Raw genomic sequence first — 16,562 nt, 5'->3', positions numbered from 1 at the left:
TTGATTTGTTTCCATAAGGATAAGTTATCTATGCTTTTTCAGTCCATACTTCCCTAACCCACATTTCTTTCGTTTTTTGACTTTTTCAGCAAGCCCTATCTAAGACAAGACTCCATTTTAGAACTTTATTGACATTTTTTATCCTTGCCCGAAATCAATGCACAAGTACCGATACTAGCTCGCGTGAACTAGTGCTCCTCTTCGACAACCTGCGGAATGTGGGATCAACCAATGACTACGAACAGATTGGGATAATTTTTGAGCATTACTCGGCAGGCTACTGATATAGTAGAGAGTCTCATACTCTGTTTTGTCTTTCAATCGTCTCTCCGCTTTAATCATACAGATGCTCGTCAACTTTGCCCATTTCTCCCCACCCAGCAAAAATTCTGTTTGTTCCATCGTCCAGCAACGGCGAATTTCAATCCGTCCATGTCCCTTGTCTATTGTTTGATGAAAATCATGCTTAATTCCCGCAAAATTAATCGCTTGAGCATGAGCAAATAATTGTTCAACATCCTCACATAGATTACCTTGATTGCCTTTCAATGCCAAAACATAATCTCCCCCTCGCCCTACTATCTGTTGGGCAATCTTTGTCTGAGTTCCCATGGCATCAATCGTTACGATACAACCTTTGACCTCTAGCATTTTCAGGAGTTTAGGAATCGCCGTGATTTCATTCGATTTGCTTTCCACCTTGCACTGTCCTAGTACTAGACGATTTGCTGTTGCCCATGCACTTACCATCTGAATTGCGCCCTTTCCGTTGGCATTATCATAGGAGTGGCGAAGGGTTTTGCCGTCAATCGCTATCACTTCTCCCCAGCAATTCCAAATTCAAATGGTATAAATAGAGACAGAAAAACTTTGACCTATAGGAAGTTATGAATAAAGAGAAAAGTGTCTACTGATTTTGCAGAGAGAAAGATGGAAGTAAACGACCTAAGTTTTGACGGAATCGTTCACTGTTTAAACGAGGTCATTGGGAAGATAGATGACCCCCGTTCGGTTAGTAATGCAACGAAATATAGTCTAAGAGAGGCGATACTGGGGGCATTTGCCGCCTTTTTTATGCAAAATGAGTCATTTTTAGAGTACCAACGTCAGCTTAACAGCCGTTGTGGGCGAGATAATGCTCAGAGCTTGTTTGGACTAGAAAAAATACCAACAGTAGAACAGATTCGCAACATTGTGGATGGGGTAGCAGCGAGTAGTCTATTCCCTTTGTTTGGGTTAATTTACCAAGCATTGAGGAGCATGGGATTCTTGAAAGCCTATGAAATATTGAGGGGAAATCTTCTAGTAGCAATGGATGGGACAAATTACTACAGTTCGGAAAAAGTAAATTGTCCATGCTGTTCAACCAAAACGTCAAAACAGGGAAAAGTCACCTACTTCCATCAGGCATTATTGCCCGTGATTGTTTCCCCAGACCATGAATCAGTTTTTTCCTTACCCCCTGAATTTATCACCCCTCAAGACGGTTCTGAAAAGCAAGATTGTGAGCAAAATGCGGCGAAACGTTGGATAAGTAACCATGCTAGTTTGTTTGCGGGACAGAAGATAACTCTGCTAGGGGATGACTTGTACAGTCGTCAGCCCACTTGTCAGCACTGTCTCGACCACGATTTCAACTTTATCTTCGTCTGTTTACCGACTTCTCATCCCACACTCTATGAATGGTTAAACTATTTAGAAGCTAATGGAGAAGTCAAAACCACTCAACACCGACGTTGGAATGGGAAGTATTTCGAGATTTGGCACTGCCGTTATCTCAATCAGATTCCCCTGCGAGACCAACAGCCTGCTTTGTTGGTTAACTGGTGTGAGCTAAAAATCCACCGCGAATCCGATGCTCAACTTCTTTATCACAATAGTTGGATTACCAATCATTTTCTCACCCCTCACATCGTTCTTGATGTCTGTCGTGCTGGACGGACTCGTTGGCGTACTGAGAACGAGAATCACAATATTCTCAAAAATCGAGGCTATCACTTAGAGCATAATTTTGGGCATGGTAAACAACACCTCGCCTCTGTTTTGCTTACCCTGAATTTGCTGGCTTTTCTCTTGCACACGGTTTTAGGTTTGGTTGATGAACGTTACCAGAGAATTCGCGTCCAACGCGGCACTCGTAAGGGATTCTTTCAAGATATTCTCTCTTTGACCAAATATCTGTTCTTTGAAAGCTGGCATCATCTTTTAGATTTTATGCTTGATGACTCAGTTTCTCTCGCTGTCTCGAATTCTTCCTAGTTGATTAATTGGCAATTTTCATAGCAAAACCCTTGCCAGTAAATACATTGAGCCTTTTGTATCTTTGACTACATTCTGAATTTGGAATTGCTGACTTCTCCCTCACTTACCTCCGCTATACTTTTGACCCAATGCAGAAAACAGTCTTGAAATTGCTCTGGATTCAGACTAGCAAATACACGCGCAAACGTATCGTCGGAGGGGATGCCATTCGGCAATTCCAAAATTTTTTTTAGCCATTGATGTTTAGCCTTGCCGAAACTTTCCATGGCTACCCAACCTTCTGCTCCACAAATGACGGCTAAGATGGCAATCGTTAGAATATCAATGAGTTTATGCCGTTTTGTTCGTTCGATGCGAGGGTCATCTATTTCGGCAAAGTGTTCTACCAGTCTATATTTGGGTCGGAGTTTCATCGCTTTTGTTTTCTATGCACTTTTCCTTATTTTCCCTTATCCATCCCTCTATAATGTTCTTGCATCTGTATCATTTTTAGATGCGTTCGCCCTGCAGTGTTCAGCAGTTTGCTCTCTAAAACACCGACAGGTAAGGCGTTTAAGCCCTTGATCGTCAAGCTTGCAGAATAGGACACAATGCCATCTAAAGGCAATCTCAACCCGTAGCAGTTTCTTAACGGTGTGCAAGCGTTACACTAAGTCAAAAAATATTAGATCGAAAATCTCACCCCATCTTCTCATGGGTCTTACCCAAATCCTCAACTGCTTCACCGTCAAATTCCTGCTAATTTTCCCTTATGTTTGTTGATTTCTTCATTAAACGCCCTGTCTTTTCCAGTGTTTGTGCCTTACTGATTTTGTTAGTCGGAATGATTAGCTTAGTGAATCTGCCCGTTGCCCAATATCCCGATATTTCTCCCACGGAAATTCAGGTAACAGCCAACTACAGTGGAGCCAGTGCCGAAGTGGTTGAAAAGGCTGTCACCGATATTTTAGAGCGACAAATCAATGGTGTACAAGGCTTAAAATATCTCAGTTCTAGCAGTAGTAATGATGGAACCAGTAGTATCACCGCTACCTTTAGCCGTTCCAGGGATAAGGATATTGCCGCCATTGATGTGCAAAATCGGGTTTCTTTAGCCGAACCGCAACTTCCTGAACCGGTTAAACAAACTGGGGTTAATGTTAGTAAGCAGTCTAATAGTTTGTTATTAGGAATTGGCTTATATAGTGCCAATGGCAAGTATGATAATGTCTTTTTAAGTAATTACGCCGATCGCTATTTAGTCGATCCGATTAAACGGTTATCAGGGGTAGGAGGGGTGAGAATTTTTGGGGAAAGACGATATGCCATGCGACTCTGGCTGGATCCGATTAAATTAGCCAGTCAAAGTTTAACCACCGATGACATTGTTCAGGCTTTAAAAGAACAAAACTTGCAGGTTGGAGCTGGTCAAATTGGCAAGGAACCCGCACCCAAAGGGCAGGAATTTCAGATCGATCTAAGGGCTAGTAGTCAGTTAACCAATGTCGAGGATTTTAATAATCTGATTCTTAAAACGGGCGATAATGGTCTGATTGTTCGCTTTAAGGATGTGGGACGAGTTGAATTGGGAGCAGAAAATTATAATAGCTTTCTTCGTTATCGCGGTTATGATGCGGTTGGTTTAGGGATTTATCAGTTGATTGATAGTAATGCGTTAGAAGTCGGCAAACTGGTGAAAGCAGAACTCAAAAAATTGTCCCAGGATTTTCCAGAAAGGATTGATTATCAAATCGCTCTCGACAGCACTAATTTTGTAAAAGAGTCTCTGTCTGAGGTGATCAAAACCTTAATTGAATCCGTCACGTTGGTCATTCTCGTAATTCTGATTTTTCTTCAGGATTGGCGCACCACACTGATTCCTTCTTTAACCATTCCCCTGTCTTTAGTGGGTACGTTTATTTTTGTTAAAGCCTTTAATTTTTCCATCAATAGTTTAACTCTGTTTGGTTTAACCTTAGCGACCGGCATGGTTGTCGATGATGCCATTATTGTCGTTGAACAAATTAGTCGTTTTATTCAGACAAAAGGCTTGCCGCCCTACCAAGCTGCCAGCGAGTCTATGAAGGAGTTAAGTAGTGCTGTGATTGCCACTTCTTTAGTCTTAATGGCGGTGTTTATTCCCGTTGCCTTTTTTCCTGGTACAACTGGAGCTTTATATCAACAATTCGCGCTGACGATCGCCTTTTCCATTGGTATTTCTACCTTTCTGGCCTTGACCCTAACCCCTTCTCTCTGCGCTCTTTGGTTGCGATCGGGGCAACATCCGCCTCGTTGGATTGCCTGGTTTTTCAATGGTTTTAATGGATTTTTGAGCATTATCCAAAACAGTTATGAGAATTCACTCTTTAAATTAGTCCGTCTAAAAGCTCTCATTATCGGTATTTTTATCGCTCTTTTTGGGGTGACGATCTGGCTTTATACCATCGTACCTACCGCTTTTTTACCAGAAGAAGATCAGGGCTATTTTATTACGCTGATTCAGGCTCCTCAAGGGGTTTCTTTGCAATATACCAGCAAGATTATGACGGAGGTAGAAAAGACAATTTTAAAAGTGCCAGAAGTGGTGGGAACTTTTACGGTGGGCGGTTTTAGTTTTAGTGGCAGTAGTGCTAACCAAGGCATTATTTTCACAACCCTTAAACCTTGGCAAGAGCGCAAAAAGCCAGATCAATCCGTACAGGCAATTATTGGACAACTCTTTGGTCAATTTTCCCAGATTCCTGAGGCCAGTATTTTTCCTCTCAATCCACCAGCTATTCGAGGTTTAGGAAACTTTGGTGGCTTTAATTTTCAACTTCAGGATCGTCGTGCCAACAGTGATTTAGAAACTTTGGTACAAACGATGGGAATGTTATTAGGTGAAGCTAATCAAACCCCTGGATTACAACGGGTATTTAGCACTTTTCAGGCCAATAGTCCCCAGTTATTAATTGAGGTGAATCGTAATCGCGCTAAAATTTTGGGAGTAGAGGTCAATGATATTTTTAAAACCCTAGAAACAGCGATGGGATCGAGCTATGTGAATGATTTTATTTTACAAGATCGTACCTATCGGGTTTATTTACAGGCCGATCAGCAATTTCGCAATAGTCCAGAGGATATTAATCAACTCTATGTGCGCTCTAATAGCAATCAAATGATTCCTCTATCTAATTTGGTAACTGTCACTTCCAAAGTGAGTGCCCAGACGATTAATCACTATAATCTTTTTCGGGCGATCGCCGTCAATGGTTCGGCAGCACCAGGGGTCAGTTCTGGTCAGGCGATTGAAAAAATGGAAAATTTAGCCAAGAAAATCTTACCCTTAGGGTTTGGTTATGAATGGTCGGGGGTTTCCCTGGAAGAATTGGAATCAGGCGGCTTGGCTCCCATTATCTTTTCCTTGGGATTGCTCTTTGTTTTTCTGGTTTTAGCGGCCCAATACGAAAATTATGTTGATCCGTTTATTATTATGTTGGCCGTTCCTCTAGCTATTTTAGGCGCTTTAGCAGCCCAATTTTTACGGGGTTTTGCCAATGATATTTACTGTCAGATTGGGTTAGTAATGTTAATTGGTTTAGCCAGTAAAAACTCAATTCTGATTGTCGAATTTGCCAACCAATTGCGAGAACAGGGTTTATCGATTACTAAAGCCGCGATCGCCGCCGCCCAGGGAAGACTACGCCCCATTTTAATGACCAGTTTCGCCACACTGCTCGGCAATATTCCCTTATTGATTGCTACCGGAGCCGGTTCTAGTAGTCGGCAATCTTTAGGAACAGCCGTTTTTGGTGGAATGCTAGTTGCCACTTTTTTAAGCCTATTTGTTGTGCCAGTGCTTTATATTGTGGTCAAGTCTTTAACCGCGAAATATCTGTCCAAAAGTTCTGCAATTATTGACGATGTTTGATAAAAATTCTGGCCATTGGATTATTCTGTTGATCACCGCGATCGCCCTGGGAAAAGTTTTGATGTTTCCCGCCCTGGGTCAAGTTGCCAAGCCCGTTAACACCGTCACCAGGCCGCGATCGCTGACCTCAATGGATCAAGCCATTCCTTCCCAAGCCATCATCCGTTTGGCAAATACTAAATTACCTCATCCTCTTATCCAGGGTCAGGGCAATCTCCCCTTACAGGCTTTAAGCGGCGGTTTATCCTGGACAATGACCGTCAAAACAGGAGAACATTCAGGACAATTTTTACTAGATACGGGAGCTTCTATTTCCATCGTTACCGCCGCCTGGACAAAATTATTAGGCTTAACAGGAACACCAATTCCCCGCGAGAATACCCGCTATGCAGTGGCTGGCAATGCTTGTCGAGAAATGGATGCAGCCCTTTACGCTTTACCCCCCTTGATTCTCGATAAGGCTTAGGTCAAAGGCTTACAGGCTCTACAACTGTCCCAGGGTATGGTTCCAGAGGGAGTGATGGGGATTTTGGGGATGGATGTGTTGAGTCGTTTTCACTTTCGTCTCGATCCCGCCCGACGAGAATTACAGTTACTGCCCCCCCAGATCCTACCTGACGGCGATCGCACTTTTCCGATTTTGAACGGGAAGGTTTTCGCCTAGATTCACTCTGGCCAAGAAAGGAGAGGTTTTCATAGCATTAATAAAAAATTATTTTTGTATCTAATGCTACTATAACATTTTCGAGGGTAGGTGGGGTTGGCCTAACTCCAGCCCTTGCCTTGGTAACAAACAAAACCTTTTTCTCACTCCCTGTTGTTTATCTCTAGTGCCTCTAACACCTTATCAGCAGGAGCCGTCCAGCCCACAATTTCCCCTTGAGCGCGAACCATTGTGATCGCATTTAAGGAAGCACACAGTAATCCAAATTGATCGCAATTAATCTAAACTGAATAGTGGTGAGGCTGAGTTTCTTAAGCTAACCGATAAGAGCCGCGATCTCGTTTGAAACGGGCATAAATCAAGCTCTACGAAAGTTCATTCATGTCTGCTTATCTACAGGAATAGTAAAGTGATCTTACAAGCCAATCTAACAATAGATACGTTTATGAAAGAAGCTATTGCAGAAGCGATGCTTGGGCTTGATGAGGGAGGAATTCCTATCGGCTCTGTTCTAGTAAAGTCTGGAAAGATTATCGGCCGAGGACACAACAGACGTGTTCAGGACAATGATCCTGTAACTCATGCGGAAATTGACTGTCTTCGCAATGCAGGTCGAGTTAAAGACTATCAAAATACAGTACTTTATTCTACCCTAATGCCTTGCTATCTTTGTGCTGGAGCGGTTGTTCAATTTGGAATAAAAAAAGTTGTTGCTGGAGATTCAAGAACATTCCCAGGGGCTAGAGACTTTATGGAGCATCATGGGGTTGAGGTAATTGACTTAAATTTAGAGGAATGCCAACAGCTTATGAAAGACTTTATTGAAAAAAAACCTTTACTCTGGAATGAAGATATTGGAATTAGTAACTAAACTACTAACGGAATAAAAAGCCATCAACAAAATTCATATACAGATATATTTTTATGGGTAAATTAACTAAAATCAATTGCTCAAGGTTTTTGATTATTCTATTTCTTGCACTTGCCTGTGTAGTTTGTTTTCCTGGTTATTTTGCTTTAGGGAAAGAGCAAATCAAGGAAACTTCTACTTACATGGATGAGATCACTCTGAAACTAAAATGGAAGCATCAATTTCAATTTGCTGGTTATTATGCAGCGCAGGAAAAAGGGTTTTACAGAAAAGCTGGACTTCGGGTTAAAATAGAAGAATCTTCAGATTGGACAGACTCAACTAAATCTGTTTTAAATGGCCAAGCAGAGTTTGGGGTTGGCACATCCGATCTGGTAATTGATCATATTAAAGGCGAGCCGATAGTTGTACTCGCTGCAATTTTTCAGCACTCTCCACTAGTTTTACTAACTAAACAAAATAAAGGAATTAATAATATTCACAATCTGGTTGGCAAAAAAGCTATGATTGAACCCCATGCAGATTCCTTATTTGCTTATCTTAAAAATGAAGGTATCTCTAAGGAACAGTTAGTCCTTTATCCTCATTCATTTGATATTACTCCCCTAATCAAAGATAAAGTTAATGCTATTTCTGCTTATACAACAGACGAGCCTTATCTACTTGAAAAAAATAAAATTCAATATAACATTTTCTCTCCTAGATCGGCGGGAATTGACTTTTATGGTGATACACTTTTTACAACAGAACAATACTTAAGAGAGCATTCAGATATATCTCGTAAATTTTTAGAGGCTTCGCTACAAGGCTGGAAATATACTTTTAAAAATAATAAAAATACTCAGGAAATAATTAACTTAATTTACAAAAAATACAGCAAACGTCATACATTAGAGCATTTAAATTATGAATCAAAAAAAATGCGATTGGATATTATGCCTGATATTGTTGAAATCGGATATATGTATCCAGGTAGATGGCAAGGTATAGCCGAAACTTATGCAACATTGGGAATAATTCCTCAAAATTCCTCACTAGACATAGGAAGATTTATTTACGATAAGAGAGATAAAGATAGGTTACAAATTAATTCACTTTTGATTGGTCTCGTTTTTGTGGTTGTGATTCTTGTTTTTATTGGTCTTTGCGGTATTTTTAGACTGTTAACAAAACTTAATAAGGGAAAACTTTACACTTGTTGTAAAAAATTTGTAAACATCATTAAATATATACGGTTAAAATAAAATCATGAACAATCAGTTGGAAAGACGGGCTATTATCTCACCACTTTTCTTGGCTGTGTTGATGGGGATTGCTTACGATAGAATGCTTGAAGTGGCCCATAAGTCATTGTTATCTGGTCTAATCGTAAACGGTTTACTTCTGATTGTAACGTTTTTATTAGTTTCCATGCGATTTTTTATTGGTAATCAATTATACTTAGTTAGTGACGACTTTAAAAAACTCAAAGAATTAGCATGGTTATACGATTATTTTGTGATTACTGGACAAACAATTTGCATCGTTTTTTTAGGAAAATTTTCTTCTGTTCAAGCAAATGGATATTCATCTATAGGTTTTCTGCAATTTTTACTAGTACTTTATGTAATCGACGTAGCTTGGATAATTTCACTAGTGATTTTAAGTAAGCTATTTTCTTATTTTAGAAGACCACCTGAATCAATACCTGTAAAATGGGCTTTTTTAAATACTTTCTTGATATTTGCAATAATCATTTTGAATTTCATCGTAAGCGATTTGTATTCTACCACTGGATTAGTATGGCTACTTTGTTGAAACCTAATTGGTTTTATCGTAGATGTCGTTATAGTCGATCATTACGATTCACTATAATCCAAGCACTATTCCCAATATTCTTGAAGATACTGACAAGCGCGATCGCTGATTTTGTAAATTAGCTTAACAATTGGTTACGTTTTTTTGAGTTTCAATATAATCAAACTAAAATTATGTATTCTGAGTCCTGCAAAGTCTTTTTCTCACTCCCTGTTGTCTATCTCTAGTGCTTCTAACACCTTATCAGCAGTAGCAGTCCAACCCACAATCCCCCCTTGAGCGCGAACCATGGCGATCGCCGCTTCTTTAAATTCGGGAAAATAGCTGGCAGTCCCATCTTCCACTAATAAACATTCATAACCTCGGTCATTAGCTTCCCGCATGGTCGTCTGTACACAAACTTCGGTCGTAACCCCCGTGATAATGAGATGGGTAATCCCTTCAGTTTGTAAAAGAGATTCTAAATTTGTCCCATAAAAAGCCCCCTTACCTGGTTTAGCAATTACGATTTCATGAGGCAAAGGTTCCAATTCTGGAATAATTTGATTGCCCGGTTCACCCAAGATTAAAATACGCCCCATTGAACCAGTATCACCAATTTTTAAAGTTCCTTTACCCCGTTTTAATTTCGAGGGAGGACAATCAGATAAATCGGGGCGATGACCTTCTACTGTTTGAAAAATGGGAAGTTGATATTGACGAAATGCTTCGAGCAATGTTTTTACGGTGGGAACGATTTCTCGTAATTGTTGAACATCATTACCCAGGGCATCTCCAAAGCCACCTACTTCCAGAAAATCACGCTGCATATCAATAATCAGCAAGGCAATTTGACCCGTAACGGGTAATTCATAATCGTAGGGTTGGGCTTTAATGACCGTCATTTTATCTATCTCTTCGGTGAACTAAAAGTTAAAGTTAAAAAAATTTGGAATCTACATTAATAGACTTCTTGCACAATGGCGTTTGATCCCCCTTGTATCTTAAAGGAAGAGTGGTAGACCGATTCCCCCTTGGTTATAAAAGCCGAGATTTAGTCTAGGTCGCCACTCATCAATCCTTCAAAAACTCGAAAAATCGAGAGGGTCTCGAACCCGTAGTGAACAAGGTCGAGTAATGAAGATAAAAACTCAAAGTAAAGGGGTAAAAGCATGGAAACTCAAGTAGCAAGCCAATGGGTTGGTATAGACGTCAGCAAAGCCAAGTTGGACATAGCTTTACGTCCAGCGAATAAGGTTTTGCAAGTAACCAATCAAGAGTCAGGCTGGCAGGAATTAAGCGAACAACTCAAAAAATACAAAATTGAGTTAATCATCATCGAATCAACAGGAGGAATGGAAAGAGGAGTGGCTCACAAGCTGCAAAAAGAGGAATTCAAGGTAGCAGTGATTAATCCCAAAAGAGCCAGAGATTTTGCCAAGGCATCAGGTCGTCTAGCGAAAACGGACAAAATAGATGCCGAGGTATTAGCCCATTTTGGAGAAGCCTTGCAACCAAGCCCAAAACCGTTAGCATCAGAATCTCAAGTAGCTTTATCCGATTTGGTCAATCGTCGTAGTCAGTTAGTGGAAATGCTAAACAGTGAACAAAAACGAGCGCACAGTGTTCGTAGTAGCACGGCGAAAGCTGACATTGAGACTAATATTCAATGGCTCAAACAAAGGATAAAAGGAATGGATGAGCAGATAGACCAACTGCGGCAAGACAACGAAGAGAGTAAAAAGCAGTATGAGCTATTAACCAGTGTACCTGGAGTGGGCAGAGTAACGGCCGTGACCTTGCTATCAATGTTGCCAGAATTAGGAGAGCTACCATTGAAGAAACTGTCGAGTCTAGTGGGAATTGCTCCCATGAACTGTGACAGTGGGCAAATGCGAGGAAAACGACGTATTATCGGTGGACGAGCAAGGGTGCGTGCCGTGCTGTATATGTCAGCCCTAGTGGCAATACAACACAATCCGGTAATTAAGGCGTTTTATCAAAAATTGCTCCAGGCAGGTAAGGCCAAAAAAGTAGCTTTAATTGCCTGCGCTCATAAGCTATTGGGATTTCTTCATGCTATAGTCAAGAGTCAAAAACCTTGGCGATGTCCTGAAAATATAGAGACAAAGGAGGAAAAACTGCAAGCGTGCTAATTCTCTGATATTGGTTGAAAGAGTTAACATAACTCATTCTCTGACGAGTTGTATGAGGATGAGTTGTTTGTTTTGACTAATTTTATTTGATAGCGATCCTATCAAGGCCTTGACAAACAAGATAATCGCTAAATCCCCCTTAAAAAGGGGGATTTTCTTGAATTTGTAAGAGATCTAATGTCCAGCCATTTTTTGGCCAATGGTGGTAATATCAGCTTCGGCGATCGCACTTTCATAGACTAATCTGCCTTCACTCATCACCATAATTCGGTCTGCGAGTTTTAATAACTCATCCAAATCTTCGCTGACCAATAAGACGGCAACGCCCCGATTTCTGGCTTCAAGAATTTGTTGATGAATAAACTCCACCGCCGCAAAATCTAGCCCAAAACAGGGATTCGCCGCAATTAAAACTTGAATATGTTGGGAAGACAATTCCCTGGCTAAAACGGCTCTTTGTACATTACCGCCAGAGAGATGACTAATGGGAGTTTCTGGGGAAGGAGTTTTGACTGAAAAAGTCTGAATTAAACCTTTCGCTGCCTCACGAATGGCTCTCAAAATTAATAATAATCCCCTAGCTTGAGGTGGACGATCAAAAGTCCTTAATGCCATATTTTCAGCCACACTCATCTGGGGAACACAGGCATTTCTTAAAGGTTCTTCGGGTAAAATAAACACTTGATTGGTAAACATTTCTTTACGGGTAGCATGATAAACTTTCCCATTAATTAAAATGTCTCCTTGAGTGGCTAATCGTTGACCCGCTAAGATTTCCACTAATTCCCGTTGTCCATTACCAGAAACTCCTGCAATACCAACAATTTCCCCGCCATAAACCCGAAAATTAATCGCGGTAACGGCTTCTAAACCATTATCTTTGTTGCCATGAAGGTCTGTCGTTTCCAATATTGCTTCAGAGGTTTGGCAAGCAATTTTATTAACCGTTCGTTCATCAAAATTGCCTCGTTCTTCTCCTAGCATCATTTTGGCCATATCAGCGATCGTTAAATCTTTAACCTTGCCATGACCCGCAAATTTACCTTTCCTTAAGACAGTAATTTCGTCGGCAAAGGCGGTCACTTCTCTGAATTTGTGGCTTATCATTAAAACGCTTAATTGTTCGGCGGTAACTTGTTCACGCAACAGTCCTAGAATTTCATCTGCTTCCCCTGGGGTTAATACGGAAGTAGGTTCATCTAAAATAAGGATGCGACTGTGTAGATAAAGTTGTTTAAGAATCTCTAGTTTTTGTTTTTGTCCTGCTGCTAATTCACCAATCGTTTTATCCAGGGGAACTTGAAACGGAGCATTGGCCATGAAGGTTTTTAATTGCTCTAATTCTTTGGGCCAATTAATGATATTTGTTTGATCATAGCGAGAGAGAACTAGATTTTCGGCAACGGTCATGGCGGGAACAGAGGTAAAGTGTTGATAAACCATACCAATGCCGTAGTGATGAGCATCGCGGGGATTATTAATTTCTCTCGATTGTTTATCAATAAGTACGTCGCCATTGGTGGGGGCATGAAAACCCATAATGCACTTAACTAAGGTGCTTTTTCCGGCTCCATTTTCTCCTAGTAAGGCATGGAAAGTTCCTGGTTTCATCTTCAAAGAAACATTTTCTAAGGCAACGAAAGAACCAAATTTTTTGGTCATGTTGACAATTTCCAGTTCGGGAGGAAGGGTTTTTATCGGGTTGGCAGTAATAGTGCTGGTCATGGTTTTATAGTGAATAGTTGAGAGTGAATAGTTGTTAATTGATAAACAGATAAAACCTATAGGGTAAAGGGGCTTAAGCCACTTATTAACAAGGATCGTAAATACCTCACTACTGTGAAAACCGCTATCAATGATTTTTTTAAGAATATTATATTGCTTATCAAAAATATTGGGTTTTCTTTTATTAAGCCAATCTACGAAGCGGCGGGTGCGACCTTTAGTTGATAAAAGCTGTTGTAATCAGGGTTCTACAGGGAACCCATATTGATCAAGTTTTGCCCAAAATTGACTCCATCGTTCCTTGGTCAATACCAAAGCTCGTAGGCTCAAAATAATTCCTGCTCCTTTTTCCTTCCATCGCATCCCTGAACAACATAATCGTTGTTTGACCAACGTCTTACAAGCTGCTTCCGTAACACCTGAACCAATCGGATACTTTTTCTCTAAGTATTCAGCATAATCCATTTGATGCTGATGATTCTCGTAATAAGTAATCGCCGCTTGTAGTTTCTCGGTAAGATTCTTAGAATGACTTTTTTCTTCTTTGACTTCTTTCATCAGATTTAGCAGTTCTCCTGCTTTTCCTTTTTCATGCTTGAGTTCTCGACTGGACAGTGGGAAGTTCTCGAGGCGTGTAAGTGGAGAAAAGAAAATCGGACATCCGATACAAAAGAGTGCCGTTATGTCCGAAACTGGCTGATATAAGAAAATCGATAGCCAGTGCTATCTATCAATTATGCAACTATGTCAGCGACTAGAGCAAATCCTCAATAATCTCCGTCCAGCCTTTAGCCGAGAAGCAACGTTCCAATGGTTTATCCTGTTAGTCTGGGGAGTAGTGCTCAACAGCCAACCCAGCGCAATAACTAGCTATGTCAATGCCATTGGCTTAACAGAGAGCTACTACAATCAGGCTCTACATTGGTTTGATTCCAAGGCGTTTAGGGTCGAAGGACTAACTTTACAATGGTCAAAGTGGCTAAGTCAGCATGAAAGTCTATACAGAATTAAAGGGAAACGGGTGTATGTGGGTGATGGCATCAAAGTGGGGAAAGAAGGACGCAAGATGCCAGGTGTAAAACGACTACACCAAGAATCGGAAGATGTGTCCAAGCCAGAGTGGATAAGGGGTCATTACTTCAATGCCTTGAGTATTTTGGTGGGAGTAGGGAAAGCCTGCTTTGCCTTGCCCTTAGTGTTGCGGCTAGACGATGGCATCAAGTCCAAAGCAACCGAGAAGGGGGAGGGAAAAGGCAAAAAAAAGGTGAAGACGAGCCTGGTGACAAAAATGGCTGACCTTTGTGTTACTTACGCAGAGGCAGGGAGTTATGTAATTTTGGATGCTTATTTTGCTTGCGAACCAGTGCTCAAAAGTTTTCGCCAGAACGCCTTGCATCTAATCACAAGAGTGCGTTGCTCCACCGTCGCCTATGCCCCCTTTTGTTCCGTGCCGACGCTGACGGGGAGAGGACGACCACGGATTTGGGGGAGTTCGATAAAACTAGAAAAGCTGTTCGCTCTGGCGGCGGACTTTCCGACAGCTAAAGTCTGGCTCTATGGTCAACAAGTCACGGTTTCTTATCAGTGCTTTGAGTTCCACTGGGATAGTCCCCATCAGCTCGTCAAGTTTGTTCTGACCCAATTGCCTAACGGACGACGACTGATTCTGCTTTCTACTGATCTCTGTTTGACTGGACCTGAGATTATTGCCGCTTACGGTCTCCGATTTAAGATTGAAGTCACTTTTCGTCAATTAGTCCATCTTTTGGGCAGCTTTGCCTATCGTTTTTGGCTTAAGAGTCTTCCTACTTTACCTACCTGGCCCAGCAATCTTATCCTCAGTGACTATCCACAAGCTGTTCAGACTCAGATTTTAAACAAGGTAGAAGCCTTTGAGCGTTTTGTTAACCTTAATGCCATTGCTTTAGGGCTACTTCAAATTCTCGCCTTAGAGTTACCCCAGGGGATTTGGGCTAATTTTCCTCGATGGTTTCGGACATTACCATCCCATGGCTACCCTAGTGAACGGATTGCTCAACTAGCCCTTCAACATCAAGCCCAAATGATTTTTCCTCAAAGTCCACCCAGTCTGCTTTTGCCTAAATTCCTTACCGCTAAACTTGCCTCTTCCCCAAGCCCTGATATGCTTACTTTCGTCGCATAGTCATTACCTTATCTGGCATCCATAAACTTCCCACTGTCCAGTTCTCGACAATTTTCAGTCAACCATTCTTTTTGTTTTGACACTGTATTCGGATGCAACGCTTCTGCCAAGGCACCTAAGTAACCAGAGGCATGATAGAAATCTAATATCTGTTCTTCCGTTTGCTTTTCTAAAAACTTCCAATTTGATTCTGCCCCGTCTGCTATCCCGACCAATGTTGCCTCTGGATAACGGTTTTTCGCTCGCTCAATTTCTCTTTCTAATCTTTCTAGAAAACTCTTTTTTCCATACTCTGGTGCCGCACCTAGATAGATTGTAGGTTGACGTTCGCCTTCACTATCGTATAGGGAAACGGTTCCCACCATTGCTTCACGGTAGCCATCCTCACACATCAGCATACAGGTTCCATCTAATCCTATTCCCACTGTTGCAATTTGGCTATCCTCCTTGGGCGGGGCATAACTCCACGCTTCTTCTTTTGCCTGTACCACACTTCCTACTGCTTCACTCAATCTTTGGATATAGGATAGCGCTACTTTTCTACCATGATTTTCTAATAAATCATTTTTCACCTCTTTGCCTGCCATCCCTGACATTTTTGAGGATACCTGTTTTGCCAATAATGGCGTTGATGTTATGATTATCCTTGCTTCTCTTTCTAAGGGGCAATACGTTTTTCCTCAAAGGTGAACGCTGATATACATGACGATTCACTATAACCTCACCATAAGGTGTTTGATATTCTTTCGGTTGCTCTCCCTTACTCTTCCAGATTTCTTCACCGATTTTTAAGGGTGAACCATCTGTATCTAAATATTTCAAGGCTTCTTTGCTGGCGATGCAACCTACTTCGTTTAAGCCTTTTTGAATATTTATTTCTGTATCCAACATTGAACGACTGAGTTCTAATGTTAGTTCTATTTTTATCTTTGAACCCTCTACATTAATTAGTTTTGCTGTCATCATTGTTTCCTCTTTGTCACTTTTCATCCCATGTTAACACTTTTCTTTTCCTTCATCAACTAAAGGTCACACCCGAAGCGGCGATCACAAAC

General features: G+C 41.1%; 14 protein-coding genes and 1 pseudogene. 8 read left to right on the top strand and 7 right to left on the bottom strand.

Features of this window, described 5'->3' with window-relative positions; genetic code table 11:
- Positions 1-174: 174 nt before the first annotated feature.
- A complete protein-coding gene (locus tag KA717_26315; GenBank protein ID UXE59346.1) occupies positions 175-819 on the bottom strand; it encodes an ISAs1 family transposase in 645 nt (214 codons plus the stop codon).
- 84 nt (positions 820-903) lie between these two features.
- Here KA717_26315 and KA717_26310 point away from each other — a divergent pair, with 84 nt between their 5' ends.
- Positions 904-2,259, top strand: coding sequence for an ISNCY family transposase (locus KA717_26310; GenBank protein UXE59345.1), 1,356 nt, complete (start codon positions 904-906; stop codon positions 2,257-2,259).
- Positions 2,260-2,351: 92 nt separating this feature from the next.
- Here KA717_26310 and KA717_26305 read toward each other — a convergent pair.
- A pseudogene (locus tag KA717_26305) lies at positions 2,352-2,675 on the bottom strand (ISAs1 family transposase).
- Positions 2,676-3,013: 338 nt separating this feature from the next.
- Between KA717_26305 and KA717_26300 the strand changes: the two are divergent.
- The 5 genes from KA717_26300 (at position 3,014) to KA717_26280 (ending at position 9,483) form a co-directional block, all read left to right on the top strand.
- The gene (locus KA717_26300) at positions 3,014-6,151 is read left to right on the top strand and encodes an efflux RND transporter permease subunit (protein UXE59344.1); all 3,138 of its coding nucleotides are present in this window, start codon (positions 3,014-3,016) and stop codon (positions 6,149-6,151) included.
- Positions 6,138-6,617: a hypothetical protein gene (locus tag KA717_26295; protein ID UXE59343.1), complete on the top strand. Its 480-nt coding sequence runs from the start codon at positions 6,138-6,140 to the stop codon at positions 6,615-6,617. The genes KA717_26300 and KA717_26295 overlap by 14 nt, the downstream gene beginning before the upstream one ends.
- A 607-nt stretch (positions 6,618-7,224) precedes the next feature.
- Positions 7,225-7,686: a nucleoside deaminase gene (locus KA717_26290; protein UXE59342.1), complete on the top strand. Its 462-nt coding sequence runs from the start codon at positions 7,225-7,227 to the stop codon at positions 7,684-7,686.
- A gap of 53 nt (positions 7,687-7,739) precedes the next feature.
- Positions 7,740-8,930: an ABC transporter substrate-binding protein gene (locus tag KA717_26285; GenBank protein UXE59341.1), complete on the top strand. Its 1,191-nt coding sequence runs from the start codon at positions 7,740-7,742 to the stop codon at positions 8,928-8,930.
- Positions 8,931-8,934: 4 nt separating this feature from the next.
- Positions 8,935-9,483 carry a hypothetical protein gene (locus tag KA717_26280; protein UXE59340.1) on the top strand — a complete coding sequence of 183 codons (549 nt, stop codon included), beginning with the start codon at positions 8,935-8,937 and terminating at the stop codon, positions 9,481-9,483.
- Positions 9,484-9,686: 203 nt separating this feature from the next.
- Here the strand turns inward: KA717_26280 and KA717_26275 are convergent, their stop codons facing one another.
- Complete coding sequence (locus KA717_26275) at positions 9,687-10,367, bottom strand: cysteine hydrolase (protein ID UXE59339.1); 681 nt, start codon at positions 10,365-10,367, stop codon at positions 9,687-9,689.
- 267 nt (positions 10,368-10,634) lie between these two features.
- Here KA717_26275 and KA717_26270 point away from each other — a divergent pair, with 267 nt between their 5' ends.
- Entirely contained in the window at positions 10,635-11,618 is a 984-nt protein-coding gene (locus tag KA717_26270) for an IS110 family transposase (protein UXE59338.1), read from the top strand.
- 174 nt (positions 11,619-11,792) lie between these two features.
- Here KA717_26270 and KA717_26265 read toward each other — a convergent pair whose 3' ends face one another.
- Positions 11,793-13,229 carry an ABC transporter ATP-binding protein gene (locus KA717_26265; GenBank protein UXE59337.1) on the bottom strand — a complete coding sequence of 479 codons (1,437 nt, stop codon included), beginning with the start codon at positions 13,227-13,229 and terminating at the stop codon, positions 11,793-11,795.
- Between the two features lie 354 nt (positions 13,230-13,583).
- On the bottom strand, positions 13,584-13,901 hold the full coding sequence (locus KA717_26260) for a hypothetical protein (protein ID UXE59336.1): 318 nt from the start codon (positions 13,899-13,901) through the stop codon (positions 13,584-13,586).
- Between the two features lie 178 nt (positions 13,902-14,079).
- Here KA717_26260 and KA717_26255 point away from each other — a divergent pair, with 178 nt between their 5' ends.
- On the top strand, positions 14,080-15,507 hold the full coding sequence (locus KA717_26255) for a transposase (GenBank protein UXE59335.1): 1,428 nt from the start codon (positions 14,080-14,082) through the stop codon (positions 15,505-15,507).
- Positions 15,508-15,515: 8 nt separating this feature from the next.
- Here KA717_26255 and KA717_26250 read toward each other — a convergent pair whose 3' ends face one another.
- A complete protein-coding gene (locus tag KA717_26250) occupies positions 15,516-16,103 on the bottom strand; it encodes a hypothetical protein (protein ID UXE59334.1) in 588 nt (195 codons plus the stop codon).
- Positions 16,069-16,497 carry a hypothetical protein gene (locus KA717_26245; protein ID UXE59333.1) on the bottom strand — a complete coding sequence of 143 codons (429 nt, stop codon included), beginning with the start codon at positions 16,495-16,497 and terminating at the stop codon, positions 16,069-16,071. Before KA717_26245 ends, KA717_26250 begins: the two co-directional genes overlap by 35 nt.
- Between the last annotated feature and the right edge of the window lie 65 nt (positions 16,498-16,562).

Origin of the sequence: Woronichinia naegeliana WA131 (genome assembly GCA_025370055.1) — a bacterium.
Taxonomy (GTDB): Bacteria; Cyanobacteriota; Cyanobacteriia; order Cyanobacteriales; family Microcystaceae; genus Woronichinia; species Woronichinia naegeliana.
Note: the sequence above shows the minus strand (reverse complement) of the source record. Positions and strands in the feature narration are given on the sequence as shown.